The organism is Acinetobacter sp. YH12076 (genome assembly GCF_013419525.1).
In the GTDB taxonomy this organism is placed as follows: domain Bacteria; phylum Pseudomonadota; class Gammaproteobacteria; order Pseudomonadales; family Moraxellaceae; genus Acinetobacter; species Acinetobacter amyesii.
Map to the genome: position 1 here is coordinate 47,420 of NZ_VOZY01000003.1, position 23,427 is coordinate 70,846.

A 23,427-nucleotide genomic window follows, 5' to 3' on the forward strand; every position below is an offset into this window, starting at 1 on the left:
GATTAGAACTCCAAGCCGTTTTCACGAGCAGCATCAGCCAAGGCTTTGATACGACCATGATATTTGAAACCAGAACGGTCAAATGCAACTTTAGTTACACCAGCCGCTTTAGCACGTTCTGCAATTAAAGCACCAACTTTCTGAGCCGATTCAACGTTACCAGTAGTACCAGCACGTAGAGTAGCGTCTAAAGTAGAAGCTTGCGCTAATACTTTGCCACCATCTGCAGAGATAACTTGAGCATAGATGTGACGCGGAGTGCGGTTTACACACAAACGAGTCGCACCCAATGCACGGATGTGCAAGCGTGTGCTTTTCGCACGACGCAAACGGGATTGTTTCTTTTCGTTCATAAGAACCTCGCGCCTTATTTCTTCTTAGCTTCTTTACGAAGTACAACTTCGTCAGAATAACGAACACCTTTACCTTTATAAGGCTCTGGCGGACGGTAACCACGGATTTCTGCAGCAACTTGACCTAATTTAGCTTTATCAGCTGATTTAAGTACAATTTCAGTTGCAGTAGGAGTTTCTGCAGTTACACCTTCAGGAAGGTTGTAGTCGATCGGGTGAGAGAAACCAAGGTTAAGGTTAACAATGTTACCTTTAACCGCAGCTTTATAACCAACACCGATAAGCTGTAACTTACGTTCGAAACCTTCGTTAACACCTTTTACAAGGTTGTTAAGCACAGCGCGAGCAGTACCAGCCTGCATCCAAGCATCTTTAGATTCAGCTTTAGGAGCAATAACTAGAGTACCGTCTTCCTGTTTTAGCTCGACCAGCGCATGCAGGTTGAAAGACAATGTACCTTTGCTGCCTTTCACTTCGACCTGCCGGCCGTTCTGAGTAACTGCAACACCGTTAGGTACAGTTACTGGGGCTTTAGCCACACGAGACATGAGGAATCACCTATTAAGAAACAAAAGCAATAACTTCACCACCGATACCTGCAGCACGTGCAGCGCGATCAGTCATGATGCCTTTGCTTGTAGAAACAATTGCAATACCTAAACCTTGCTTAACGCTAGGAAGTGCATCTTTACCGCGATATTGACGTAGACCAGGACGGCTTACGCGTTTCACAGTATCGATAACTGGTTTGCCTTCGAAATATTTTAAAGTAATCGTTAAAGTCGCTTTGCCTTCATTGTCAGCAACAGCTACATCAGCGATATAACCTTCTTGTTGAAGTACGTTAGCAATCGCAACTTTCAACTTTGAGTTTGGCATAGAAACAGTTTGTTTCTTTGCCATTTGTGCGTTACGAACACGTGTTAGCATGTCGGCAACGGTATCTTGCATACTCATTTATAGTGCTCCTTACCAGCTTGCCTTAACAACGCCCGGTACATCACCTTGCATTACTGTTTCACGTAATTTGTTACGGCTTAAACCGAACTTACGGAAGTAACCATGAGGACGACCAGTTAAACCACAACGGTTACGTAGACGTACTGGAGACGCATTACGTGGTAATGCTTGAAATTTCATCATCGCTTCGAAACGTTCTTCGTCTGATGCATTTACGTTTGCGATAATTGCTTTTAATTCAGCACGTTTCGCAGCGTATTTAGCAACAGTAGCTTCGCGTTTCAATTCGCGATTAATCATACCTTTCTTAGCCATATCGACCTCTTATTTGAACGGGAAGCCGAATGCACGCATAAGCGCACGGCCTTCGTCATCGGTGCGAGCAGTCGTAGTGATGGTAATGTCCATACCACGAATACGATCAATCTTATCAAAATCGATTTCAGGGAACATGATTTGTTCCTTAAGACCCATTGAGTAGTTACCACGACCATCAAATGATTTCGCAGAGAAACCACGGAAGTCACGGATACGAGGGATCGCGATAGAGATCAAACGGTCTAAGAATTCGTACATACGTTCGCCACGTAAAGTAACTTTACAGCCGATCGGCCAACCATCACGGATTTTGAAACCAGCGATAGATTTACGAGCTAAAGTAAGTACTGGTTTTTGACCAGCAATTGCTTGCATATCAGAAAGAGCGCCATCTAACAATTTCTTGTCAGCTGATGCAGCACCAACACCCATGTTGATGGTAATTTTTGTAATGCGAGGGATATCCATCACATTCTTAACGCCCAATGTTTCTTTTAATTGAGCCTTAAGTTCGTCGTTGTAACGCGTTTTAAGTCTGGCCATTGCCTAGTCAACCTATTACTTCGCTACCGCCACTGATTCACCATTAGATTTGAATACGCGAGTTTTCACGCCTTCAATCACTTGGTAACCAACACGGTCAGCCTTTTGGGTTGTAGCATTAAAAATTGCCACGTTAGAGATATGAAGCTCAGCTTCTTGAGTTACGATGCCGCCTTCAGCGCCAGTAGCTCGGTTAGGCTTTTGATGCTTCGTTACCAAGTTAAGGCCTTCAACCTTAACACGGTCATTTGAAACAGACAAAACAGTACCTTGTTTGCCTTTTTCTTTACCTGCGATCACAATTACTTGATCGCCCTTTTTAATCTTAGCCATGAGTGCCTCTTATAGAACTTCAGGAGCCAATGAAATAATTTTCATGAACTGTTCAGTACGAAGTTCACGAGTCACTGGTCCGAAAATACGAGTTGCAATCGGCGCTTTGTTGTTGTTCAAAATAACAGCTGCGTTATCGTCGAAACGAATAACTGAACCATCTGCACGACGGATGCCGAATTTTGTACGAACAACTACAGCATTCATCACGTCACCTTTTTTAACACGTGCGCGTGGAATAGCTTCTTTTACAGTAACTTTAATAATGTCGCCAACAGAAGCATAACGACGATGTGAACCACCAAGTACTTTAATACATTGTACGCGGCGAGCACCACTGTTGTCTGCTACGTCGAGCATACTTTCGGTTTGAATCATTGCCCTACTCCAAAACCGAGCATCACCGGTCGCAATTTCGAAAGGCTCAAAGAGTACTCGAAATTGACCGATGATGCAAGAACGTTTAATTACTCAGCAGCAGCTTCAACAACTTCAACTAAAGTCCAAGACTTAGTTTTAGACATTGGGCGGCTTTCTTTGATGCTTACTACGTCGCCAACTTTAGCAACATTGTTTTCATCATGAGCGTGTAATTTAGTTGAACGGCGGATTAATTTGCCATACAACGGGTGTTGAACGCGGCGTTCGATAAGAACAACGATAGACTTGTCCATCTTGTCGCTAACTACTTTACCGGTTAACGTGCGAACTGTTTGTTCACTCATTGTCCGTTCCCCTGTTTTTCGGTAAGGAGGGTCTTAATACGAGCAATTGTCTTACGAGTAAGCGCAACTTCGTGCGATTTACCCAATTGACCAGTTGCTTTCGCCATACGAAGACGGAATTGGTTAAGCTGTTGCTCATCAAGCAAAGCTGTCAACTCTTCTACCGACTTTTCACGTAGATCATTAGTTTTCATTACATTACCGTCCGAGTCACGATAGTGGTTTTAAACGGAAGTTTTGCAGCAGCAAGCGTAAACGCTTCGCGAGCAAGTTCTTCGTTAACACCATCAATTTCGTACAAGACTTTACCTGGTTTGATTTGGCAAACCCAGTATTCCACAGAACCTTTACCTTTACCCATACGAACTTCTAATGGTTTTTCAGTAATTGGTTTGTCTGGGAAAACACGGATAAAGATCTTACCACCACGTTTAATACGACGGCTGATTGTACGACGCGCTGCTTCAATTTGACGTGCTGTCATTTGACCACGTTCAACTGATTTAAGCGCAATAGTACCAAAAGATACTGAGCTACCGCGATGTGCTAGACCAGTGTTACGGCCTTTTTGCACTTTACGGAATTTAGTACGTTTAGGTTGTAACATGGATTATTCTCCTTTTTCAGCAGAACGATCATTGCGACGACCACGACGCTCTTGACCTTCACCACGACCACGGCCACGTTTAGCTGGACGTTCTTCAGCTGGAGCTGGGTTCATGACTTGTTTCATGCCGCCCAAGATCTCACCACGGAAGATCCATACTTTAACGCCGATCGTACCGTAAGTAGTCTCAGCACGCATAGTAGCATAGTCGATGTCAGCACGAAGAGTATGAAGAGGTACACGACCTTCACGATACCATTCAGTACGAGCAATCTCAGCACCACCTAGACGGCCTGAAACTTCAACTTTGATACCTTTAGCACCAGCACGCATAGAGTTTTGAACCGCACGCTTCATAGCACGACGGAACATTACACGTTTTTCTAATTGAGAAGCGATTGCCTCAGCAACTAAACGAGCGTCTAAATCTGGGCGATCGATTTCGTTGATACTTACTTGCGCAGGAACACCCATAATGGCTGTTAATTCGCGTTGTAATTTCTCAATGTCTTCGCCTTTTTTACCGATCACGATACCAGGACGTGCAGTGCTAATAGTTACTTTAGCTGCGCCTGTAGGGCGTTCGATAAGAATATTGCTCACCATCGCATTCTTAAGTTTTTTAGTTAAAAACTCACGAACTTGAAGATCTTTTAGCAAATATTCAGCATATTGTTTCGGATTCGCATACCAGTTAGCGTTATGACGTTTCACAACACCTAGGCGGATACCGATTGGATGAACCTTCTGACCCATATCAAACCCCTACCTTAACGGTAATGTGACAAGTACGCTTAGTAATACGATCTGCACGGCCTTTAGCACGTGGCAAAATACGTTTCAGGCTCATGCCTTCATCAACGTAGATCGTAGAAACTTTAAGGTCGTCTACATCTAAACTGTTATTGTGTTCAGCGTTTGCAATCGCAGATTCCAATGCTTTTTTAACTAAAACTGCAGCTTTTTTGTTGCTGAAGTTTAAGATATTTAAAGCATGCGCAACAGATTTGCCGCGAATTAGGTCTGCAACCAAACGTGCTTTTTGTGCCGAGATAGCGGCACCGCGTAATTTAGCAGTTACTTCCATCATAGCACCTATTAACGTTTAGACTTCTTGTCAACACCGTGACCACGATAGGTACGAGTTGGCGCGAATTCACCTAATTTATGACCAACCATATGCTCAGATACAATCACTGGAACATGGTTACGGCCATTGTGTACAGAAATTGTTAGACCAACAAAATCCGGTAAGATCATCGAACGACGCGACCAAGTTTTGATCGGCTTACGGTTATTAGCCGCGATAGCCGCTTCAACCTTAGCGAACAAGTGCGCATCGACGAATGGGCCTTTTTTCAGAGAACGAGGCATTGTCAGATTCCTTTACTTGTTACTTAACGCGACGGTCGCGAATGATCATCTTAGTCGTACGCTTGTTGGTACGTGTTTTGTACCCTTTAGCTTTTTGACCCCATGGACTTACAGGTTGAATACCTTTGTTACGTCCTTCACCACCACCATGTGGATGGTCTACTGGGTTCATCGCCATACCACGTACGGTAGGACGAACGCCACGCCAGCGTGATGCACCTGCTTTACCAAGTGAACGAAGGTTGCTTTCTGAGTTAGAAACTTCACCTAACACAGCACGGCATTCAACGTGTACTTTACGCATTTCGCCTGAACGAAGACGAATGATAGCGTAAGAACCGTCACGACCCAACAATTGAGCAGATGTACCAGCAGAACGTACTAATTGTGCGCCTTTACCGATTTTAAGCTCGATGTTGTGAAGAGTAGAACCGATAGGCATGTTGCGAAGTGGTAAGCAGTTACCTGGACGGATTGGAGCATCGTTACCAGATTGAACTTGATCACCAGCGCGAAGGCCTTTAGGTGCAATAATATAGCGACGTTCACCGTCAGCATATTTCAATAAAGCAATATGAGCTGTACGGTTTGGATCGTATTCAATACGCTCAACTACAGCAGGGATGCTGTCTTTGTTACGTTTGAAGTCTACGATACGGTAGTGCTGTTTATGACCACCACCAACGTGACGAGTTGTAATGTGACCGTTGTTATTACGACCGCCAGTACGTTTTTTAGCTTCAACCAACGGAGCATATGGCGCGCCTTTGTGAAGGTGGTTATGAACCACTTTCTCTACAAAGCGACGTCCTGGAGACGTTGGCTTACATTTTTGAATCGGCATAATTTTCGTCCTTATTCCGCTGCGTTTTCAGCGGTATCGCCCAAGTCAGCCATTTCAACATCTTGGCCAGCTTTCAGGGTGACGTATGCTTTTTTAACATCAGAACGACGTCCTAATGTTTTACCAAAGCGTTTAGTCTTACCTTTAGTGATCGTTGTGTTAACTTTAACAACTTGAACACCAAATAGTTGCTCAACAGCTTTTTTGATTTCAAGTTTGTTTGCATCTAGTGCAACTTTGAACACTTGAACACCAGCAGTTTCGCCTAAAACTTGTGCTTTTTCTGAGAATACAGGTCCTTGTAGGACTTGATAGATACGTTCGTTGTTCATCCGAGTTCTACCTCAATTTTCTTAGCAGCAGCAACAGACATAACAACTTTATCGAACGCGATCAAGCTAACAGGATCGATTGCAGCAGCATCAACCACATCAACGTGTGGAATGTTGCGAGCAGCAAGATACAAGTTCTCATCAACAGCATCTGTAACGATTAATGCACGAGGTGCATTCAAGTCGTTAAGTTTTGCAAGCAATTCTTTAGTTTTTGGAGCTGCAACAGCAATCTCTTCAACTAAAACAAGGCGATCTTGACGAACAAGCTCAGCCAGGATGCATTGCATAGCACCGCGATACATTTTACGGTTTACTTTTTGAGACCAGTCTTGTGGACGAGCAGCAAAAGTTTTACCACCGCCAACCCAGATTGGGCTACGAATAGAACCAGCACGAGCGCGGCCAGTACCTTTTTGACGGAAAGGTTTTTTACCACCGCCAGAAACGTCAGCACGTGATTTTTGCGCTTTAGAACCTTGACGACCACCAGCTAAGTAAGCTGTAACAACTTGGTGTACAAGAGCTTCGTTAAAATCACGACCAAACGCAACTTCAGATAACTCAACAGCAGAGCCGGAAACAGTATTTAAATTCACGTTATTTCCCCTCAGGCCTTGATAGTAGGACGAACAGTAACGTCGCCACCAGTAGCACCAGGAACCGCGCCTTTAACAACTAGAACTGAACGTTCTGCGTCGATAGCAACGATTTCAAGACCCTGTGTAGTTACACGTTCAGCACCTAAGTGACCAGGCATTTTTTTGCCTTTGAACACGCGACCAGGAGTCTGGTTTTGACCTGTAGAACCGATAACACGGTGAGATACAGAGTTACCATGTGTAGCGTCTTGAGTACGGAAGTTCCAACGTTTAACACCACCTTGGAAACCTTTACCTTTAGATGTACCAGTAACGTCAACAATTTGACCCACTGTGAACACATCCACACCGATAGTTCCGCCAACTTCACGACCTTCAAGATCAGCTTCTGTAGCGCGAAATTCTTGAACTAGACGACCAGCAGCTACACCAGCTTTCGCAAAGTGACCTTTCTGAGCGTTAGTTACGCGAGATTCGCGACGTTCACCAGTAGTGATTTGAATCGCTTGATAACCATCAGTTTCAAGCGTTTTGATTTGTGTGATGCGGTTAGGATCAACCTCAATCACTGTTACAGGTACAGAAACACCAGCATCTGTAAAGATACGTGTCATACCGCACTTGCGACCGACTAAACCAATAGCCATGTGCATAAACCTCTAAAAAAGCGGCCTAATTAACTTAGAGCGTTAATTAACCGAAAGCCTTAACCCAAAGCGATCTGAACATCAACACCAGCTGCAAGATCTAACTTCATCAATGCATCAACAGTTTTATCTGTAGGTTGAACGATGTCGATCAAACGTTTGTAAGTGCGGATCTCGTATTGGTCACGCGCATCTTTGTTAACGTGTGGTGATGTTAAAACGTTAAAACGTTCGATACGTGTAGGCATCGGGATTGGACCACAAACTTGTGCACCAGTACGTTTTGCTGTTTCTACGATTTCTTGAGCTGATTGATCAATTAGACGGTGATCAAAAGACTTAAGACGGATACGAATTCTCTGGTTAGACATACCAGTTAACTCCAAGCCAAATATATAAAGAATCACCCTTGACGCATCTCACCCCACTTTAAAAGAGGCAAGTGTCAAGAGCAGTGAAATATCACTAAGGTCACGATCGATGCCGTGACTGTCACGATGTTAACTACTTTATTCGTAGCTAACCCCCTTCATCAAAGGGTCGCCCATTATAGCTATTGTTTAATGCATAAGCAAATCCCTTTTGCTGTTTTTCTTATATTTTTCATTTTTTATGCAAGATCAATTGCTTAACTTTTAATCAATAGGCATTTTTTCTTAATACATACTCTATTGCTTGGTTTAGTATTTGATTTCCCTCAATAAATTTGTTTTTTGCGCTTTTCCGCAGATCATGTACTGGCTGTACATGTGTTCCTGAAAAAAATGCCACTTCTTCATCATTTTCCAAAAATAAATCGAGTACTTCAGGGGTAATTTCAGGATGAAATTGAAAGCCCAAAACATTTTGTCCAATTTGATACATTTGATTACGACATGCATCATTTTCCGCCAGTAATACCGCTCCTTTAGGAATTTCAAATGTTTCACTGTGCCACTGCATGACTTTAAACTCTTCAGGTAGTTTAAAACAGCCATGCGGTACGTTAGCGACCTTACGGATGGTCGTCCAACCCAATTCTTGTTGTGCATTTCGACTCACCGCACCACCCAAAGCATTAGCAATCAATTGCCCACCTAAACAAAGCCCGATTGCGGGTTTACCGAGGGCTAAATAGCGTCGCAGCCAACGCTTTTCTATTTTTAACCATGGGAAATTTGCCTCATCATTTACGCTCATGGTTCCACCCATAATGATAAGTAAATCGACATCTTCAACATGTGGCAAAGCCTCGAGATCTAAGGCTTGATCGACAGGTAATGCAAAGAATTCTGTGGCCGTAATTTTGGCCTGATGCTGTTTTAAAAATTCATAACAACTGCCGAACCCTTCGCCAGCAATATGCTGAAAATAATGTACTTTTAAATGCGACTTCATGCGCTAAACCTATTGTTGTTGCTCTGATATCGGTTTTGCAAGAATGAAGCCAACTTTGCTTTTCACTTAATTTTCTATACAAAAGCATCGTAAATCCATGCGTTTTAGTCGTATTCTTTTGAACATTCATTATTATTTTGATCATTTCAGAGCGCCACGTGAAAAAGAATCCTCAAACTGAACTCATTCATGCACCAAGAAAGGCACCGCAATACATCAATAGTGTTCAACCTCCCCTGTTTCGTGCATCCACTATAATTTTCGAAAATACAGATGCGCTATTTAATCGCCATTGGACTGATGATTATGACTATAGCTATGGAACACATGGCACACCCACTACATTTACCCTAGGCGATCAGATTTCTCAGATTGAAGGTGGCTTGTATCACTTACTCGCACCAAGCGGTTTGTCTGCAATTAATTTGGTCAATTCATGTTTTTTAAGTCAGGGGGATGAGGTTTGGGTCGCAGATAATATCTATGGCCCGAATATGGAACATTTACGCAATTTAGAAACCCGCTATGGCATCGTGGTCAAGGTTTATAACCCGATTGATGTGAACTCCTTCACACCTTCAGCGCAAGCCAAGCTCATCTGGTTAGAAGCAGCAGGTTCTGTCACTTTAGAGTTTCCAGATTTAGTCGGCTTGGTCAAAAAAGCTCAAGCGCAGAACATTCTCACTGCACTGGACAATACGTGGGGCGCAGGACTTGCCTTTAATGCTTTTGATTTTAGTGCTGAGCATCTGGGTGTCGATATCAGTGTGCATGCCTTGACCAAATACCCAAGTGGAGGTGGCGATATTTTAATGGGCTCGGTAATTACACGAGATAAAAAGCTTCATCACAAACTGTTTCGTGCGCACGCCATTCAAGGCATTAGCATCTCTGGTGATGATGCCGCGCAAGTACAACGCAGTCTGGCTTCTATGCGCCTGCGCTATGAACACCAGTCACAAAGTGCTTTAACTTTATTAAATTGGCTAAAACAGCAGCCAGCCTTTGTACAGGTTTTACATCCTGCTGATGAAACTTCCGCAGGACATCAGTATTGGAAAGAAATTTGTACAGAACAACACAGTGCCGGCTTGGTCAGCGTGATATTTAATGAAAAATATAGTTTGCAGGATGTACGCCGCTTTTGCGATGCGCTGAAACTCTTTAAGCTCGGTTTTAGCTGGGGTGGTCCAGTCAGTTTAGTCATGCTATATAACTTAAAAGATATGCGTATACTCGAACATTCACATATTCAAACCGGCTTACTGGTTCGCTTTTGTATAGGACTAGAACATCCTGCAGATTTAATACAAGATATAGAAAACGCACTACAACATTTAAATAAACAGCAACTCGAATAAATACAGGAACATCTATGGGTACACCAATAATTATTGGAAAAAAAACACAAGACACCACACAGGATGTGGTGCTTCATTCACAATTTGCAAACCGCCATGGTTTGATTGCTGGGGCCACAGGTACTGGTAAGACGGTGACGTTGAAGGTGTTGGCAGAAAGTTTTTCTCGGCTGGGTGTACCTGTATTTTTAGCTGATGCCAAAGGGGATGTTTCTAGCCTTGCCAAAGCAGGTGAAAGCAATCCTAAGTTTGACGAACGAATTAAAAGTTTAAATATCGAGAGCATTCCTTTTGCTGCCTCCCCTGTGGTGTTTTGGGATTTGTTTGGTGAACAAGGGCATCCCATTCGCACCACCATTTCTGAAATTGGTCCACTGCTCCTTGCCCGAATTCTGAATTTAAACGACACGCAAGAAGGTGTGCTATCTGCGGTCTTTCGTATTGCCGATGATCAGGGCTTATTGCTCATCGATTTTAAAGACTTAAAAGCCATGATCAGCTACGTCAGTGAACATGCATCCGAATTTAAAAATGAATATGGCAATTTATCACCTGCAAGCTTAGGTGCAATTCAACGTAATTTGCTCGCATTAGCCGATCAAGGCGGTGACAAGTTCTTTGGTGAGCCTGCGCTCAATATCATGGATTTCATTCAAACGGATGCGCAAGGTCATGGCAACATCAACCTGCTCGCCGCCGACAAGTTAATGAATACCCCTAAGCTCTATGCGACTTTCTTACTTTGGATGCTGTCAGAACTGTTTGAACAATTGCCCGAAGTTGGAGATATGGATAAACCCAAACTAGTGTTCTTCTTCGATGAAGCGCATTTATTGTTTGATAATGCCAGCCCTGCTTTACAAGAAAAGATTGAGCAAGTGGTTCGTCTGATTCGCTCTAAAGGCGTTGGGATTTACTTTGTAACGCAAAATCCACTTGACCTACCTGAGAGTGTTTTAGGACAACTGGGTAACCGTGTTCAACATGCCCTACGTGCATTTACCCCCAAAGATCAGAAAGCGGTCAAGACGGCAGCAGATACTTTCCGAGCTAATCCTGCGTTTAAAGTCGATCAAGTGATTACGGAGCTGGCTGTAGGTGAAGCATTAATTAGCTGTTTAGATGAACAAGGCACACCACAAATCGTTGAACGTGCTTGGGTGATGCCACCCTACTCATCATTTAGCCCAATTGCTGTAGAAGAACGCAAAGCACTCATGACAAATAGCGTTGTTGCAGGCGTGTATGACACCGAAGCAGACCGTGAAAGTGCCTATGAACTTTTACAAAATAAAGTGGCGGAGCGCCAACAACAAGCCGTCCAAGCGGAACAAGATAAAATACAAGCCAAAGAACAAGAAGCGTTAGCCAAACAACAAGCCAAAGAAGCAGATGCACTCGCCAAACAGCAAGCGCGTGAACAAGAACGACTTGCACGCGAACAACAAAAAGAAGCTGAGCGTTCAGCCAAACAACGTGAAAAACTGATTCAAGACACGGTAGGAACTTTTGCAAAAAGTGCTGCACGCAGCTTGGGTGGGTCGACAGGTCAGAAAATCGTACGCGGTTTGCTAGGTTCACTGTTTGGTAAAAAATAATTCGCCATTACGATTATCTATGCTGAATTTATGGGATATTTTAATATCCCATATTTTTTTTATGGTTTTTACTAAAACATGTATTGCGCGGATGTATTTAAAAATGTATTTTAAATACATCTTATAAATAACAGCCATGAGAGATCAGCTATGACTCCGCAGCAAATTGACCTAGTAAAAGCTACTGTTCCTGTTCTACGTGAAAATGGTGTCGCGCTGACTGGTTACTTCTATAATCGTATGTTGGGCAATAACCCTGACCTCAAAGAAACCTTTAACATGGGACATCAGCGCAGCGGTGCTCAGGCACAAGCTTTGGCGGGTGCTGTATTGGCTTATGCTGAAAATATTGAGGACCCATCTGTACTTTTACCAGTTGTAGAATTAATTGCGCATAAACATGTGAGTCTTAACATTCAAGCTCCAGACTATAATATTGTCGGCGAAAATTTGCTGCACTCGATCAGTGAAGTATTAAGCATTTCAATGGAAGATCCACTGATTGCAGCTTGGGCAGCAGCATATGGACAATTGGCAGACTTGTTTATCAGCACTGAAAAAGCGATTTATGAGCAACATCAGCAAACTAAAGGCAGTTGGTTAGGTTGGCGTAATTTCAAAATCGCGAAAAAAGTGGCTGAAAGTGATGAAATCACCTCATTCTACCTTGAGCCTTCTGATGGTGGTGATTTACCAAAATATGAAGCAGGTCAGTACATCTCTGTACGTGTATTGGTCGATGAGCTGGGTCTAAAACAACCACGTCAATATACACTGTCTACCAGCCCACAAGACAACTACTTACGTATCTCTGTAAAACGTGAAGATCAGAAAGGTGACTTGGTTCCAGGTTGGGTATCAAATACACTGCATGGCTTGGAGATCGGTTCAGAAATCGAAGTGTCTGCACCAACAGGTAATTTCTTCCTGATTGATTCACAAAAACGCAATGTCTTTATCAGTGGTGGTGTAGGTCTAACACCAATGATTGCGATGCTGAATCAGTTGGTGACTTTAGACATGCCACAACCTGTAACCTTTATCCATGCCTGCCGTAGCAAACAAGTGCATGCAATGCATAAACACATTCAGGATTTGGAAGCAAAATACCCACGTCTTAGCACTTTTACAGCGTATGAGTTCCCTCATGCTAATGATAAATTAGGTGAAGATTATGATGCTGCTGGTCGTCTAGACTTAGGCAGCATGGATACTGCACTGTTACCGATCAATGCGGATTATTACCTTTGCGGTCCAATGCCATTTATGGCTGAACAACAGAAAGCTTTAATTGCTCGTGGTATTCCTGCTAGCAATATTCACAGCGAAGCTTTCGGCACTGGTGGTGTAAAACACTAACTAAGCTATTCACCTGAAATACAAAGGGTTAGTTTAGTTATGCTAGACTAGCCCTTATTTATTTCTCTCAGACTCACAGTATTATCATGCAACTCAATAAATTCACCGATTATGCATTACGCATTTTGCTCTATATCGCACGCCCTCGTGATGTGCCTTATAACATTGCTGAAATTGCAGAAGACCTGCATGTTTCGCGTAATCACTTGGTGAAAATTGTGCATTTTATGGCAAAACAAAACTGGTTAATCACCAGCCGCGGCAAAGGTGGCGGCATTCGCTTAAACCCTGAAGCACTTGACGCTCAGCTCGGTCAAATCGTACGAATTCTGCAAGGCCATCACCAGATAGTAGAATGCAATGACCCACCCTGCGTACTACGCAGTCAGTGTGGTCTAAAAAGCATCTTAGACCAAGCTTTAGAACAGTTTTATCAAAGTCTCGATCAGTACAAACTTGCTGACGTCTTGCAACCAAGCAGCGCATCTAAATTTACAACACAATCTCCAATTCAAATGATCAATCTCTAATTTCACTTTGCCTGCGACAAAATTCGCTTGCCTGCCCGACTTCCTTTATAATGCATGTCGTTAAATCAGTTATTGAAGTTGGGTTATGCATCAGCACAGAGGAAAATCACGAAACAGTAAAGCGGCCAATGCGCCGAAGCAAAAGATTACTTATGAGAAAAAAGTAGACTCTGCGATTACTGAATATGCTGTGCGCTCGCTCAACTGGCTACGCAAAGCTGAGTTCTTAATGAGTGCGCCTAAACTGAACCTCTGCGTTGAAGATACCGGCTATGAAATTGCCTTTGCAGGTCGTTCTAATGCAGGTAAGTCGAGTGCCATTAATGCGCTCACTAATCAAAAACAATTGGCTCGTGCGTCGAAAAAACCGGGTCGTACCCAAATGATCAACTTTTTCAGTCTAGGAAATCCTGATCAGCGTTTGGTCGACTTGCCTGGTTATGGCTATGCCGCTGTACCTGAAGCGATGAAAATCGTGTGGCAAAAAGAGTTAGAAAACTATCTGATACACCGTGAAAGTTTACAAGGTCTTGTGCTGTTGATGGATATCCGTCATCCACTACAACACTTTGACGTCATGATGTTGGAATGGGCACATTCACGTAAATTGTTCGTACATGTACTCCTGACCAAATCAGATAAATTAAACCGTGGCCCAGCCTCTAAAGCACTACAAGAAGTGAAAGCAGCATTGAAAAAAATGAAGCTAAACTTCTCTATTCAACTGTTCTCATCATTGAATAAACAAGGTTTAGAAGAGTTAGCGAGTGTCATGGCGGGTCGTCTCAACTTCACTCTAGAGCAATCCACAGAGTTTGATCTCGACAGCATACCTGAAGCATCGGAAGATGATATTGAAATCGATGCAGACGCGGAAGCATTCGATGACTTCCACACTACATCTGAAGACTTACCCCAAACTGAAAGTAAAAATTCAGACCACTAATCGAGTAATTTTAAAGTCAGCGCAAGAATGATTGTCTGACAAAAAGTATCTTCTGAAGATAATGAAATGTCCTGTATTGCTAATCACAATGCAGGATTTTTTTTGGATACTGAATACATCAGATGTGCACTCGATCACATAAAAACAAGGATAGGTCATGAAATTACTCTCCCGCTTGAAAAACACAAAACTTGGATCATCAATCGAATATAAAATTAAGCCACGTAAAGTGAAATTTGAGTGGCAAGATACTCAAGTTGACTGGGTGCCTAACCAAGCTTTTGTCAGCTATTTTATTAATGAAATTAATATGATCTTACCGGCTGGTGAGTTTTGGTTTTGCCGTCTGTATAACAAAGTATTGCCACAAATTAGAGATGAAAAACTAGCAGAGGACGTTAAAGCATTTATCCGCCAAGAAGCCATGCATGCTCAGGCACATAACTCTGCTAATAAAGAATACTTATCTCAGCGCAATATCAGTATTCAACGCAACCTTGAGATCATGGACTTTCTCTTTGGCAAACTGCTTGCGGACCAACCTCTAGGGCTCAACGTACCTAAAGCTTTGGATCATCAATGGGATCTCTTTCGTTTAGGGGTGATTGCAACAGTTGAGCACATGACCTGTGTACTAGGCAAATATGCTTTATATAATAAAGAGTGGGAACGCCTCGGTGCTGATCCGAATATGCTCGATCTAGTAAAATGGCATGGTGCAGAAGAAATAGAGCATCGTACCGTGGCCTTTGATTTGTATCGTCATCTTGGTGGGGGCTATATTTCTCGCTATTATCAAAGTGTGATTGTGATTGCTGCCGTACTTGGTCTATGGGTCGATGGTGCAGCACATATCATGCAGCAAGACTCGCGCTATGCATCGATTAAACCTGCCGTATATAAACCGTGGATTTGGCGTGAATGGGCGCGTATCGCGCAAAAAGACAATCGCTTATTGCCACATCCACTTTGGTTAGTGTCACAGCAATTGGGGTATTTAATGCCTTGGTACGATCCTGTACATGAAGCAAAAACTGAAGATGCGATTGCATACCTCGACAACTCTCCTGCTGCAAAACGTGCCGCACTGAAAGTCGCTTAAACACCACTTTAAAATCTGTATTAAGCAGGGTTCGCCCCTGCTTTTTTGTACACATCCATTACGCTCCATTTTTATATTGCGCAATCAACACACTCAAGATGGAAAAGGTCATAAGTTCGAGGTTTAAGGTGCAGTTCTTCCGAACTCCCTATTCTCTTTAAAATGCATTTATATTCAGCCTCATCCTAAAATAAAAATACATCGTTCAGGAGCATCTCCATGCACGCTCACATCTCCGTCATTACACTGGCCGTGAATGATTTACATGCTGCATTTGCGTTTTATCAGGAGGGTTTAGGCCTAAATAGCGCGGGGATTATTGGGACTGAATTTGAACATGGCGCTGTGGCATTTTTTGATTTACAACACGGTTTAAAGCTCGCACTCTGGCCACAAGATAGCCTTAGTCATGACACCAGAATTAGTGCATCAGCGTTTTGTCCAACTTAAATGTCTCTGGGACATAACGTTAAAAGTCCCGCAGCCGTCAATCAAATCATGCACCAAGCCCAACGCGCAGGTGCAAAAACAATTAACCCCGCACAGCCCACGTTTTACGGTGGTTATGCAGGCTATTTTCAAGACTTAGACGGGCATCTATGGGAGATCGTCTACACCCCACATTTTAGCTCTTTATCTGCTTAATTCGACAACGCTGGTTCATCTACATCTCGCGTATGACGATCCACCACCACACTAATCATCATATCACCCTGTACATTCACCACAGTCCGTACCGTATCTAATAAGCGGTCAATCGGCAGTAAAATCGCAATGGCTTCCGCAGGGAGCCCGACCGATTGTAAAACCATAATCATCGTCACCATTCCAGCACTTGGAATACCCGGCGCACCGAGTGAAGCAATCATGGCGGTTGCACAGACAATTAACTGCTGCCCCAAGGTTAAATCTAAGCCCATCAAGTTGGCAATAAATAATGCCGCAGCAGCTTCATACAGCGCCGTACCATCCATATTCAATTGCGTACCCAATGGAATCACAAAACCTGCTGTTTGAGGACGGACACCTAAATTTTCCTGCGCACATTTCATCGAGAGTGGCATCGTTGCTGAACTTGAACTGGTTGCAAAAGCAGTGATTAAGGCAGCTCGTGTTCCTCTAAAAAATGTCAGTGGGCTCATTTTCCCAAAAATCCATAGCAGCAGAGGTAACACCACTGCCCCATGGAAAATCGTCGTCCCTGTGACTACGGCAGCAAACTCCGCGAGGCGACTCAACACCGAAATATCTTCTGTAGCAATCAATTTAGCCAATAATGCAAAAATGCCAATCGGTGCAAGCTTCATCACCCAGCCGATGATCATCATCATGATGTCAAAAAATTGCTGACTGAGCTTTCTCACACTTCGAAATTTTTCACCGCCTTTGACCAAGGCCACACCTAGAAATAGTGAAAACACCACAACTGCGAGTACGTTGCCATCACTAAAGGCTTTAAACGGATTAATCAGTGTATTTTGAATAAAATTGGTAAAGAATGAACCTGCTGTGAGGGTGTCAGGGCTCTGATGCTGTTGCATTGCATCTTGGAACATGACGATGTCCACGCCCTGCCCGACTTTAAAAATATGCGCGCATGCTAGACCCAAGATCAGTGCCAAAGTCGTGGTGGTGACGCAGCACGCTAAGGTAATTTTCCACGTTCGACTCAGCTGACCACCCGCTTGTAAATTCGATACCCCCACCACAATCGAACTAAAGATCAACGGAACCAAGATCATTTTCAGCAAGCCAATAAAAATACTACTGGCAATCCCCAAGCCATACAGGCTGGCGGATAAAAACTGCGTCTCTGGAAACTGAATTAATAAAAACCCAAATGCCACACCCAATATTGCGGCAATTAAAATCTGCGTATTTAAGCTCATTGTGCCTTGCATTTATCATCCTTTATTCAGGCACTATGCCATGCGCCCCATTGGGAATCGAGGAATTTTTTGTCACATGCACTGCTACAATTCTGCAAAGCACGAATTCAGCTCCATTCAACTTATACTGCACCCTAATTAGATAACTCGATTCCGTGAGTAGCTTCATATCAAAAATTGACGGACATAAAAAAACCGAATCAGAAGATTCGGTTTTTTCCAGTATTCAGCTTTTACGACTTAACACATCTTGTTCAAAGCTTATTGGGTTTCAATTTCACGTAAACGAATCAAGCCTTCTTGTGTCGTACTACAGACCAACTCACCGTTTTGCCACATGCGACCGAAATTTAGACCACGTGAACTAGCACTGACGGTGGCATCCATGTCATAAAGCATCCATTCATCCACACGGAATGGCTTATGGAAATACATGGCATGATCAATACTCGCACACTGCAAACTTGGTGATAAATAACTTAAACCATGTGGACGTAGTGCAGTCGTCATCAGCGTAAAGTCTGAATAGAATGCGGCAATGGCCTGATGTAAAGAGATGTCATCAACATCGGCAGCAATCGTGTCATGGGTACGAATATAGTGTGCATACGATGGCGCAGCAGGCTGGGGTTGGTACGGGTTTTGTGGATCAATCGGGCGAATTTCCACATGGCGGTCGCGCATAAAAGATGCACGGACGTTTTCAGGGACAAACTCCACCATCATTCGTTTCAACTCAGCTTCAGATTTTAAATCTTCGACGGCTGGATATTCTGGCTCTGCAACTTGGTAGTTCAACCCTTCTTCTTGCTCTGCAAATGACACCATACACATAAAAATGGTTTTACCATGTTGAATCGCACGAACCTGACGACTCACAAAACTGCGTCCATCGCGAATACGATCCACTTCATAAATGATTGGTGCACTGATATCACCGCCAAATAAGAAATAGGCATGTAAAGAATGAGCAGGTCGATCTGTCGTATAAGATGCCGCACGTAGCGCCTGACCTAAAACCTGTCCACCAAAGACACGTTTCCCGACCAAATTTCGGCTTTGCCCACGAAAAATATTTTCTTCTAATTTTTCAAGGCTGAGTAAATCAACCAACTCTTGTGTTAAGGCATTCATAACAAACCTATCTATCATTCGGGATTAAGCTAACGCAGGCAACATCAACAGATGTTTAAATATATTTTCCATTTTGCCATAAATCCAGACTAAAACCCTAAAGATTCGCTGACTGATCTGTCACCTTGCTGATGCAATATAACTGCTAAAAATACGTTTTTTAACGATAAAATCTTACAATATCTATGCAATTTGTCAGAAAATGACATACAGTTTTTAAGTACAATTACGCAGAATAGATTCCCCTCAGAATCTCTGTGGTTTGGTCATGAAAAGTAGGAGTTTGTATGTCCAAGAGCGGCTTTGGTCAGATGTATCGAAAGCTTTCGAGTAAACTGCTTGACCTTGTGGTAACACCGCATGTTTTAGGTGAAGTCCCTGTAGAACCTGTAGTGACTGAAACCGATACAGATACCGGCGTACAGACAACGAAAATTACCTGCTACGTTCTGCAAAATCATTCACGGAGTAATGCTTTAATTGTCGATGGTGAAACCCGTCGTTTAAAGCTACACCCTGCACTCGACCCAATGACTGTGGGTACGCAAACAGAAAAAGCCTCTGTGGTGTTTTTACAACATCATGATGAAGACAACTTACTCAATCCACCGCCACATGCCTTTCCACCTCGTTTATTACGTTTAATTGAGGTTTTGGAAAAAAATCCTGATGCGGATGTTGAGCTCGTTCCTGTAACCGTGCTGTGGGGCCGTGAACCCGATAAAGAAGATTCTTGGTTTAAATTATTATTTACCGATACATGGTCTACACCAAGCAAAGTGAAGCAGTTGGTGAATATTGGTTTGCACGGTCGTCAATCGTACCTTGAATTCCATGAGCCACAGTCTTTGCGTCGTTTGGTTGAATATGCCAAAACTACACATCCGAACCTGTCACCTGCGACTTATATTGTCAGCACACTGAATGATTATTTAGATGCGCAGCGTGAAGTGGTTTTGGGTCCGGATTTATCTGACCGTCGTAATGTGATGCATGGCCTGATCAAATCTACGGATGTGCAAGATGCGATTCGTCGTGAAAGCATTCGCAGTAAAATCAGTATGGTTGAAGCTGAGCGTCGTGCGATTGGTTATTTAAATGAAATCGTTTCTGACTATTCTGCATCAACAGTACGTTTTGCTGACTTAGCACTGACTCGTCTGTGGACACAGCTTTATGATGGCGTCGAAGTGCATAACTTCAGTACCGTTCGTGAACTGGCCAAAGACTACGAGATCATTTACACCCCATGTCATCGTAGCCATATCGACTATTTATTATTGTCATATGTGATCTATAAGCGTGGTTTGATGGTGCCGTACATTGCTGCGGGTGATAACTTGAACATGCCATTTGTAGGGCAAATTTTACGTGGTGGCGGTGCGTTCTTTATTCGTCGTTCATTCCGTGGCAATGGTCTCTATACCACCGTATTTAAAGAATACCTCTATAGTATTTTGGCGCGTAATACACCACTTGAATACTTCATCGAAGGGGGTCGTTCACGTACTGGTCGTTTATTACCACCGAAGACCGGCATGCTCGCCATGACGGTCCATGGTCATTTACGTAATCCAGCCAAACCAATCGTGTTCTTACCGACCTATATTGGCTATGAGCGTTTAATGGAAGGTGCGACCTACGTTGGCGAAATGAATGGTAAGCCGAAAGAAGGCGAATCGATCATTGGGATTATGAAAACTCTGCGTAAGATCGAACGTATTTTCGGTAAAGTTCATTTGAACTTTGGTGAGCCAGTTTTCCTTGATGATATGCTGAAACAGCACAATGCAAGCAACATCAAAATCGAGAAGAATGACGATCCAATTCCGCCAGAAGTTTCGGATGCCATTAACAGTTCTGCACACGTGATTTTAGAAAATATTAACCGTGCAGCAGTGGTGAACCCAGTTTCATTGCTTTCACTGATTTTATTGGCAACATCTAAACACACTTTAGATGAAGAGATTTGCATTAAGCAGTTAGATACCTATCGCGATCTTTTAAATGCCTTACCTTACGATGAGCGCATGCAAGTAACACCGCTGTCAGGTAAAGAAATCATTGCTTATGGTTTAAAACTCAAGCTGATTAAACGTGTTAATCATGTCCTTGGCGATATTATTGCCATTGCTGATAATCAAGCGGTGCTGTTAACCTACTTCCGTAACAACATCCTGCACGCATTTATTTTGCCATCACTCATTGCCGCTTTGGTTGAACATAATGGTTCTATTCGCCGTGGTGATTTGATTAATGTCATTCGTACACTGTATCCATTCTTAAAAGCTGAGTTATTCCTCAAATGGAATAATGAAGAGCTTAAAGATCAGATCTGTGCGTATGCAGAAGTACTGATCAAAGCCAAGCTAATTTCTGAAGATGCAGAAGGCAACCTGATCTCCCCTGCGCCTAACTCAGAGCAGCACAATCAGTTAGTGGTCTTGGCTGCACCTGTGATGCAAAGTCTAGAACGTTACTACATGACTTTGGCTTTAATCACACAACGTGGTTCAGGCAATATCTCGACGCGTCAGGTTGAAGAACTCAGTCACTTGGTTGGTCAACGTCTATCTGTGTTGTATGAATTTAACTCGCCAGAGTTCTTTGATAAGGCCTTATTCCAAAGCTTTATTAAAGTCTTAACCCAACAAGGTTATATCAGCACCAATGAAAACAACGCCATTGTGTTTGATGAAAATTTCCAAAATGTTGCGCAATATGCCAACCTCGTTTTGGATGATGTGACACTCCAAATGTTGCAGCACATTACAACCTTTAGTGATGAAGAGTTAAAAGAAGCACTTGATAAAGTTGCTGCGGAACAAGCTAAAAAGCGCTTGAAACGTAAGAAAAAATAAACAGTTCTGATTTTTTCGCCATAAAAGCGGAAGAAGATGAGTAAAATCAGGGACAAGTTGTAAAAAGCTTGTCTCTTTTTTTTGGACTATAAAAAAAGTATTTAATATTTTCTTTTTTAAAATTAAGGTATGTACATTCCAAAATTTTGGATTTCCATTGGCTAGCGGTTTATTGCCTTTAAATTCATCGATATAAATAATATCAAAGTCCGCATCAAACAATTGTTTAAGCTCTTCCTGTTCAAAACCTATAAATTTTTCAGAAAAATTATTTACCCAATCATCATCTTTCCCTAACAGTTGTATGAGTAAGATGCCTTGCTCACTTAAGGATTCCTGCATTTTTTTTAAAACACTTTCAAGCGAATCCGTAGAACAAAAAAATAAACTGAATAAAGCAATAATTAAACTAGCTTTAGGAAAGCTATAGTCTTCAAAGGCCTGATTAGAAAATAAAAAATTCTTATTGTCTTTAAATTTACTTAGACAGATATTTTTAGCGTCAACAGATGGATCAAATGCATATACTTTAAAATGATGACGGAGTAGAAATGATGATTCATTTCCTGCACCACAACCACAATCAATCGCGATCTTTGGTAAATTCTCAAAATAACTCAAAGCTTTTTCCAAAATCGGTCTATGGGGTAGATTCTGAGTAAGTTCAGCAAATGATTTTGTCATTATTTAAATTTTATCCTTTGAGATACATTCGAAAATTTGAACAATACATGTTGTAAAAGACCTATTTTATTCATTTATAGAATTTCTTTTAATACTCACCAAGCTACACTGAATTTTATACATCACCCCCAATTTTACACTACACATCACAATCAATCGTGCGCCAACTTAAAACCACTCTCCATCATCCGCATTGCATAAATTTTTTTACCTGTTTCTACTTCACTCTCTAAAACTAATTCGGGTAAATGCATAGCTCTTTGCAAATCCAAGATTCGCTCATGCAAAGGTTGAGGTTGGTTATTAGTACAAATATATGATTTTTCAGGATGTTCCACGTGGAGTAGATGACACAGAAAATTTGCCAAATCATCGATATGTATTCGATTTGACCAATGGATATCGGGATAGCGATGAGTCGTTTCTGCCAGTTTCTGCATTCGTTTTGTCGATGTGCCATAAATCCCAGATGGACGTACAATCACGCATTCGGTAGGAAATGCTTGTGAGTAGCGATGCTCCATTTCAAGTAACAACATCCCCTGCTCATCGATCGGTTGTGGCACAGTGTCATCATCAATGCGCTCCCCCGCATGCTCACCATAGACACGAGTGGACGACACCACGATTAAACGTTGTATTGGATGATGTGCTAATGCTTGAACAATTGGCTGTACAGAATCGACATAAGTGTGTCGGTAAACATCCACAGCATTGAATTGAGCATGGCGTGCAGGAGCCAAAAGAACATAGACAGCATCAATCGGTTGAACCTGCGACAAATCCAGTTGGTGAATATCTTGGATTAAATGTTCTGCAAAATCATCCTCTTTCGCACTACGACTCACTGTGGTAATTTGGTGACCTTGCTGAAATAATTGTTTAGCAACACGTTGCGATGTTTTACCATAACCGATAAATAGAATATGCATCAAACGACCTATTCTC

Annotated in this window: 29 protein-coding genes and 2 pseudogenes; 8 read left to right on the forward strand and 23 right to left on the reverse strand. The window is 42.5% G+C overall.

The genetic code is table 11. The annotated features are described in order from the left end of the window. Positions 1-2: 2 nt before the first annotated feature. The 19 genes from rplR to FTU22_RS03330 all read right to left on the reverse strand — a co-directional run bounded on the left by rplR (position 3) and on the right by FTU22_RS03330 (position 9,015). Positions 3-353, reverse strand: coding sequence for a 50S ribosomal protein L18 (rplR, locus tag FTU22_RS03240; RefSeq protein ID WP_067762903.1), 351 nt, complete (start codon positions 351-353; stop codon positions 3-5). 14 nt (positions 354-367) lie between these two features. Beyond that, complete coding sequence (gene rplF / locus FTU22_RS03245) at positions 368-901, reverse strand: 50S ribosomal protein L6 (protein ID WP_180092982.1); 534 nt, start codon at positions 899-901, stop codon at positions 368-370. A 13-nt stretch (positions 902-914) separates the two neighbouring features. Next, positions 915-1,310, reverse strand: coding sequence for a 30S ribosomal protein S8 (rpsH, locus tag FTU22_RS03250; protein ID WP_078189273.1), 396 nt, complete (start codon positions 1,308-1,310; stop codon positions 915-917). Positions 1,311-1,322: 12 nt separating this feature from the next. After that, positions 1,323-1,628 carry a 30S ribosomal protein S14 gene (gene rpsN, locus FTU22_RS03255; RefSeq protein ID WP_067762906.1) on the reverse strand — a complete coding sequence of 102 codons (306 nt, stop codon included), beginning with the start codon at positions 1,626-1,628 and terminating at the stop codon, positions 1,323-1,325. A 9-nt stretch (positions 1,629-1,637) separates the two neighbouring features. Continuing rightward, positions 1,638-2,174, reverse strand: a complete 537-nt coding sequence (gene rplE / locus FTU22_RS03260) for a 50S ribosomal protein L5 (RefSeq protein ID WP_067762907.1) — start codon at positions 2,172-2,174, stop codon at positions 1,638-1,640. 15 nt (positions 2,175-2,189) lie between these two features. Continuing rightward, positions 2,190-2,507: a 50S ribosomal protein L24 gene (gene rplX, locus FTU22_RS03265; protein WP_078189274.1), complete on the reverse strand. Its 318-nt coding sequence runs from the start codon at positions 2,505-2,507 to the stop codon at positions 2,190-2,192. Between the two features lie 9 nt (positions 2,508-2,516). Next, positions 2,517-2,885 (reverse strand): 50S ribosomal protein L14, encoded by a 369-nt coding sequence (gene rplN, locus FTU22_RS03270; RefSeq protein WP_005012978.1) that lies wholly within the window; start codon positions 2,883-2,885, stop codon positions 2,517-2,519. An 89-nt stretch (positions 2,886-2,974) separates the two neighbouring features. Continuing rightward, entirely contained in the window at positions 2,975-3,232 is a 258-nt protein-coding gene (rpsQ, locus tag FTU22_RS03275) for a 30S ribosomal protein S17 (RefSeq protein ID WP_078192456.1), read from the reverse strand. Beyond that, positions 3,229-3,426: a 50S ribosomal protein L29 gene (gene rpmC, locus FTU22_RS03280; protein ID WP_005012982.1), complete on the reverse strand. Its 198-nt coding sequence runs from the start codon at positions 3,424-3,426 to the stop codon at positions 3,229-3,231. The genes rpsQ and rpmC overlap by 4 nt, the downstream gene beginning before the upstream one ends. Further along, positions 3,426-3,839, reverse strand: a complete 414-nt coding sequence (gene rplP / locus FTU22_RS03285) for a 50S ribosomal protein L16 (RefSeq protein WP_068909575.1) — start codon at positions 3,837-3,839, stop codon at positions 3,426-3,428. Before rplP ends, rpmC begins: the two co-directional genes overlap by 1 nt. A gap of 3 nt (positions 3,840-3,842) precedes the next feature. Further along, positions 3,843-4,595: a 30S ribosomal protein S3 gene (gene rpsC, locus FTU22_RS03290; protein WP_078189277.1), complete on the reverse strand. Its 753-nt coding sequence runs from the start codon at positions 4,593-4,595 to the stop codon at positions 3,843-3,845. A 1-nt stretch (position 4,596) separates the two neighbouring features. Beyond that, positions 4,597-4,926: a 50S ribosomal protein L22 gene (gene rplV, locus FTU22_RS03295; protein ID WP_035265103.1), complete on the reverse strand. Its 330-nt coding sequence runs from the start codon at positions 4,924-4,926 to the stop codon at positions 4,597-4,599. Positions 4,927-4,937: 11 nt separating this feature from the next. Continuing rightward, on the reverse strand, positions 4,938-5,213 hold the full coding sequence (gene rpsS, locus FTU22_RS03300; protein WP_004281508.1) for a 30S ribosomal protein S19: 276 nt from the start codon (positions 5,211-5,213) through the stop codon (positions 4,938-4,940). Between the two features lie 19 nt (positions 5,214-5,232). Continuing rightward, the gene (rplB, locus tag FTU22_RS03305; protein WP_078189278.1) at positions 5,233-6,057 is read right to left on the reverse strand and encodes a 50S ribosomal protein L2; all 825 of its coding nucleotides are present in this window, start codon (positions 6,055-6,057) and stop codon (positions 5,233-5,235) included. Positions 6,058-6,068: 11 nt separating this feature from the next. Next, positions 6,069-6,389: a 50S ribosomal protein L23 gene (rplW, locus tag FTU22_RS03310; RefSeq protein WP_005012992.1), complete on the reverse strand. Its 321-nt coding sequence runs from the start codon at positions 6,387-6,389 to the stop codon at positions 6,069-6,071. Beyond that, positions 6,386-6,988: a 50S ribosomal protein L4 gene (gene rplD, locus FTU22_RS03315; RefSeq protein ID WP_078189279.1), complete on the reverse strand. Its 603-nt coding sequence runs from the start codon at positions 6,986-6,988 to the stop codon at positions 6,386-6,388. The genes rplW and rplD overlap by 4 nt, the downstream gene beginning before the upstream one ends. A gap of 11 nt (positions 6,989-6,999) precedes the next feature. Then, positions 7,000-7,638 carry a 50S ribosomal protein L3 gene (gene rplC / locus FTU22_RS03320; RefSeq protein WP_078189280.1) on the reverse strand — a complete coding sequence of 213 codons (639 nt, stop codon included), beginning with the start codon at positions 7,636-7,638 and terminating at the stop codon, positions 7,000-7,002. A gap of 59 nt (positions 7,639-7,697) precedes the next feature. Further along, positions 7,698-8,009 carry a 30S ribosomal protein S10 gene (rpsJ, locus tag FTU22_RS03325; protein WP_000070912.1) on the reverse strand — a complete coding sequence of 104 codons (312 nt, stop codon included), beginning with the start codon at positions 8,007-8,009 and terminating at the stop codon, positions 7,698-7,700. Between the two features lie 268 nt (positions 8,010-8,277). Then, the gene (locus tag FTU22_RS03330; RefSeq protein WP_180092984.1) at positions 8,278-9,015 is read right to left on the reverse strand and encodes a type 1 glutamine amidotransferase; all 738 of its coding nucleotides are present in this window, start codon (positions 9,013-9,015) and stop codon (positions 8,278-8,280) included. Positions 9,016-9,173: 158 nt separating this feature from the next. Between FTU22_RS03330 and FTU22_RS03335 the strand changes: the two genes are divergently transcribed. The 7 genes and pseudogenes from FTU22_RS03335 to FTU22_RS03365 all read left to right on the forward strand — a co-directional run bounded on the left by FTU22_RS03335 (position 9,174) and on the right by FTU22_RS03365 (position 16,556). Continuing rightward, positions 9,174-10,376, forward strand: coding sequence for a PLP-dependent transferase (locus tag FTU22_RS03335; RefSeq protein WP_180092986.1), 1,203 nt, complete (start codon positions 9,174-9,176; stop codon positions 10,374-10,376). Between the two features lie 14 nt (positions 10,377-10,390). Next, entirely contained in the window at positions 10,391-11,974 is a 1,584-nt protein-coding gene (locus tag FTU22_RS03340) for a helicase HerA-like domain-containing protein (protein WP_180092988.1), read from the forward strand. Positions 11,975-12,124: 150 nt separating this feature from the next. Further along, complete coding sequence (gene hmpA, locus FTU22_RS03345) at positions 12,125-13,333, forward strand: NO-inducible flavohemoprotein (RefSeq protein ID WP_078192460.1); 1,209 nt, start codon at positions 12,125-12,127, stop codon at positions 13,331-13,333. Positions 13,334-13,419: 86 nt separating this feature from the next. Next, on the forward strand, positions 13,420-13,863 hold the full coding sequence (locus FTU22_RS03350) for an Rrf2 family transcriptional regulator (RefSeq protein ID WP_180092990.1): 444 nt from the start codon (positions 13,420-13,422) through the stop codon (positions 13,861-13,863). Positions 13,864-13,948: 85 nt separating this feature from the next. Further along, on the forward strand, positions 13,949-14,809 hold the full coding sequence (yihA, locus tag FTU22_RS03355; protein WP_180092992.1) for a ribosome biogenesis GTP-binding protein YihA/YsxC: 861 nt from the start codon (positions 13,949-13,951) through the stop codon (positions 14,807-14,809). Between the two features lie 157 nt (positions 14,810-14,966). Then, positions 14,967-15,911 (forward strand): metal-dependent hydrolase, encoded by a 945-nt coding sequence (locus tag FTU22_RS03360; RefSeq protein WP_180092994.1) that lies wholly within the window; start codon positions 14,967-14,969, stop codon positions 15,909-15,911. A gap of 219 nt (positions 15,912-16,130) precedes the next feature. After that, positions 16,131-16,556, forward strand: a pseudogene (locus tag FTU22_RS03365) (VOC family protein). Here the strand turns inward: FTU22_RS03365 and FTU22_RS03370 are convergent. Next, positions 16,553-17,812 (reverse strand): dicarboxylate/amino acid:cation symporter, encoded by a 1,260-nt coding sequence (locus FTU22_RS03370; RefSeq protein WP_171525930.1) that lies wholly within the window; start codon positions 17,810-17,812, stop codon positions 16,553-16,555. The pseudogene FTU22_RS03365 and the gene FTU22_RS03370 sit on opposite strands and share 4 nt — an antisense overlap. A 249-nt stretch (positions 17,813-18,061) precedes the next feature. Then, positions 18,062-18,934, reverse strand: a complete 873-nt coding sequence (locus FTU22_RS03375) for an acyl-CoA thioesterase II (RefSeq protein WP_180092996.1) — start codon at positions 18,932-18,934, stop codon at positions 18,062-18,064. A gap of 287 nt (positions 18,935-19,221) precedes the next feature. Between FTU22_RS03375 and plsB the strand changes: the two genes are divergently transcribed. Continuing rightward, positions 19,222-21,795 carry a glycerol-3-phosphate 1-O-acyltransferase PlsB gene (plsB, locus tag FTU22_RS03380; protein WP_180092998.1) on the forward strand — a complete coding sequence of 858 codons (2,574 nt, stop codon included), beginning with the start codon at positions 19,222-19,224 and terminating at the stop codon, positions 21,793-21,795. Positions 21,796-21,906: 111 nt separating this feature from the next. Here plsB and FTU22_RS03385 read toward each other — a convergent pair. After that, a pseudogene (locus FTU22_RS03385) lies at positions 21,907-22,479 on the reverse strand (methyltransferase domain-containing protein); the annotation flags it as partial. A gap of 152 nt (positions 22,480-22,631) precedes the next feature. Further along, a complete protein-coding gene (locus tag FTU22_RS03390; RefSeq protein ID WP_180093002.1) occupies positions 22,632-23,411 on the reverse strand; it encodes an NAD-dependent epimerase/dehydratase family protein in 780 nt (259 codons plus the stop codon). Positions 23,412-23,427 lie beyond the last annotated feature (16 nt).

Coding starts and splice junctions, on each gene's coding strand:
- rplR (WP_067762903.1), bottom strand. CDS start 353: ATGAACGAAAAGAAACAATCCCGTTTGCGTCGTGCGAAAAGCACACGC.
- rplF (WP_180092982.1), bottom strand. CDS start 901: ATGTCTCGTGTGGCTAAAGCCCCAGTAACTGTACCTAACGGTGTTGCA.
- rpsH (WP_078189273.1), bottom strand. CDS start 1,310: ATGAGTATGCAAGATACCGTTGCCGACATGCTAACACGTGTTCGTAAC.
- rpsN (WP_067762906.1), bottom strand. CDS start 1,628: ATGGCTAAGAAAGGTATGATTAATCGCGAATTGAAACGCGAAGCTACT.
- rplE (WP_067762907.1), bottom strand. CDS start 2,174: ATGGCCAGACTTAAAACGCGTTACAACGACGAACTTAAGGCTCAATTA.
- rplX (WP_078189274.1), bottom strand. CDS start 2,507: ATGGCTAAGATTAAAAAGGGCGATCAAGTAATTGTGATCGCAGGTAAA.
- rplN (WP_005012978.1), bottom strand. CDS start 2,885: ATGATTCAAACCGAAAGTATGCTCGACGTAGCAGACAACAGTGGTGCT.
- rpsQ (WP_078192456.1), bottom strand. CDS start 3,232: ATGAGTGAACAAACAGTTCGCACGTTAACCGGTAAAGTAGTTAGCGAC.
- rpmC (WP_005012982.1), bottom strand. CDS start 3,426: ATGAAAACTAATGATCTACGTGAAAAGTCGGTAGAAGAGTTGACAGCT.
- rplP (WP_068909575.1), bottom strand. CDS start 3,839: ATGTTACAACCTAAACGTACTAAATTCCGTAAAGTGCAAAAAGGCCGT.
- rpsC (WP_078189277.1), bottom strand. CDS start 4,595: ATGGGTCAGAAGGTTCATCCAATCGGTATCCGCCTAGGTGTTGTGAAA.
- rplV (WP_035265103.1), bottom strand. CDS start 4,926: ATGGAAGTAACTGCTAAATTACGCGGTGCCGCTATCTCGGCACAAAAA.
- rpsS (WP_004281508.1), bottom strand. CDS start 5,213: ATGCCTCGTTCTCTGAAAAAAGGCCCATTCGTCGATGCGCACTTGTTC.
- rplB (WP_078189278.1), bottom strand. CDS start 6,057: ATGCCGATTCAAAAATGTAAGCCAACGTCTCCAGGACGTCGCTTTGTA.
- rplW (WP_005012992.1), bottom strand. CDS start 6,389: ATGAACAACGAACGTATCTATCAAGTCCTACAAGGACCTGTATTCTCA.
- rplC (WP_078189280.1), bottom strand. CDS start 7,638: ATGGCTATTGGTTTAGTCGGTCGCAAGTGCGGTATGACACGTATCTTT.
- rpsJ (WP_000070912.1), bottom strand. CDS start 8,009: ATGTCTAACCAGAGAATTCGTATCCGTCTTAAGTCTTTTGATCACCGT.
- FTU22_RS03330 (WP_180092984.1), bottom strand. CDS start 9,015: ATGAAGTCGCATTTAAAAGTACATTATTTTCAGCATATTGCTGGCGAA.
- FTU22_RS03340 (WP_180092988.1), top strand. CDS start 10,391: ATGGGTACACCAATAATTATTGGAAAAAAAACACAAGACACCACACAG.
- hmpA (WP_078192460.1), top strand. CDS start 12,125: ATGACTCCGCAGCAAATTGACCTAGTAAAAGCTACTGTTCCTGTTCTA.
- FTU22_RS03350 (WP_180092990.1), top strand. CDS start 13,420: ATGCAACTCAATAAATTCACCGATTATGCATTACGCATTTTGCTCTAT.
- yihA (WP_180092992.1), top strand. CDS start 13,949: ATGCATCAGCACAGAGGAAAATCACGAAACAGTAAAGCGGCCAATGCG.
- FTU22_RS03360 (WP_180092994.1), top strand. CDS start 14,967: ATGAAATTACTCTCCCGCTTGAAAAACACAAAACTTGGATCATCAATC.
- FTU22_RS03370 (WP_171525930.1), bottom strand. CDS start 17,812: ATGCAAGGCACAATGAGCTTAAATACGCAGATTTTAATTGCCGCAATA.
- FTU22_RS03375 (WP_180092996.1), bottom strand. CDS start 18,934: ATGAATGCCTTAACACAAGAGTTGGTTGATTTACTCAGCCTTGAAAAA.
- plsB (WP_180092998.1), top strand. CDS start 19,222: ATGTCCAAGAGCGGCTTTGGTCAGATGTATCGAAAGCTTTCGAGTAAA.
- FTU22_RS03390 (WP_180093002.1), bottom strand. CDS start 23,411: ATGCATATTCTATTTATCGGTTATGGTAAAACATCGCAACGTGTTGCT.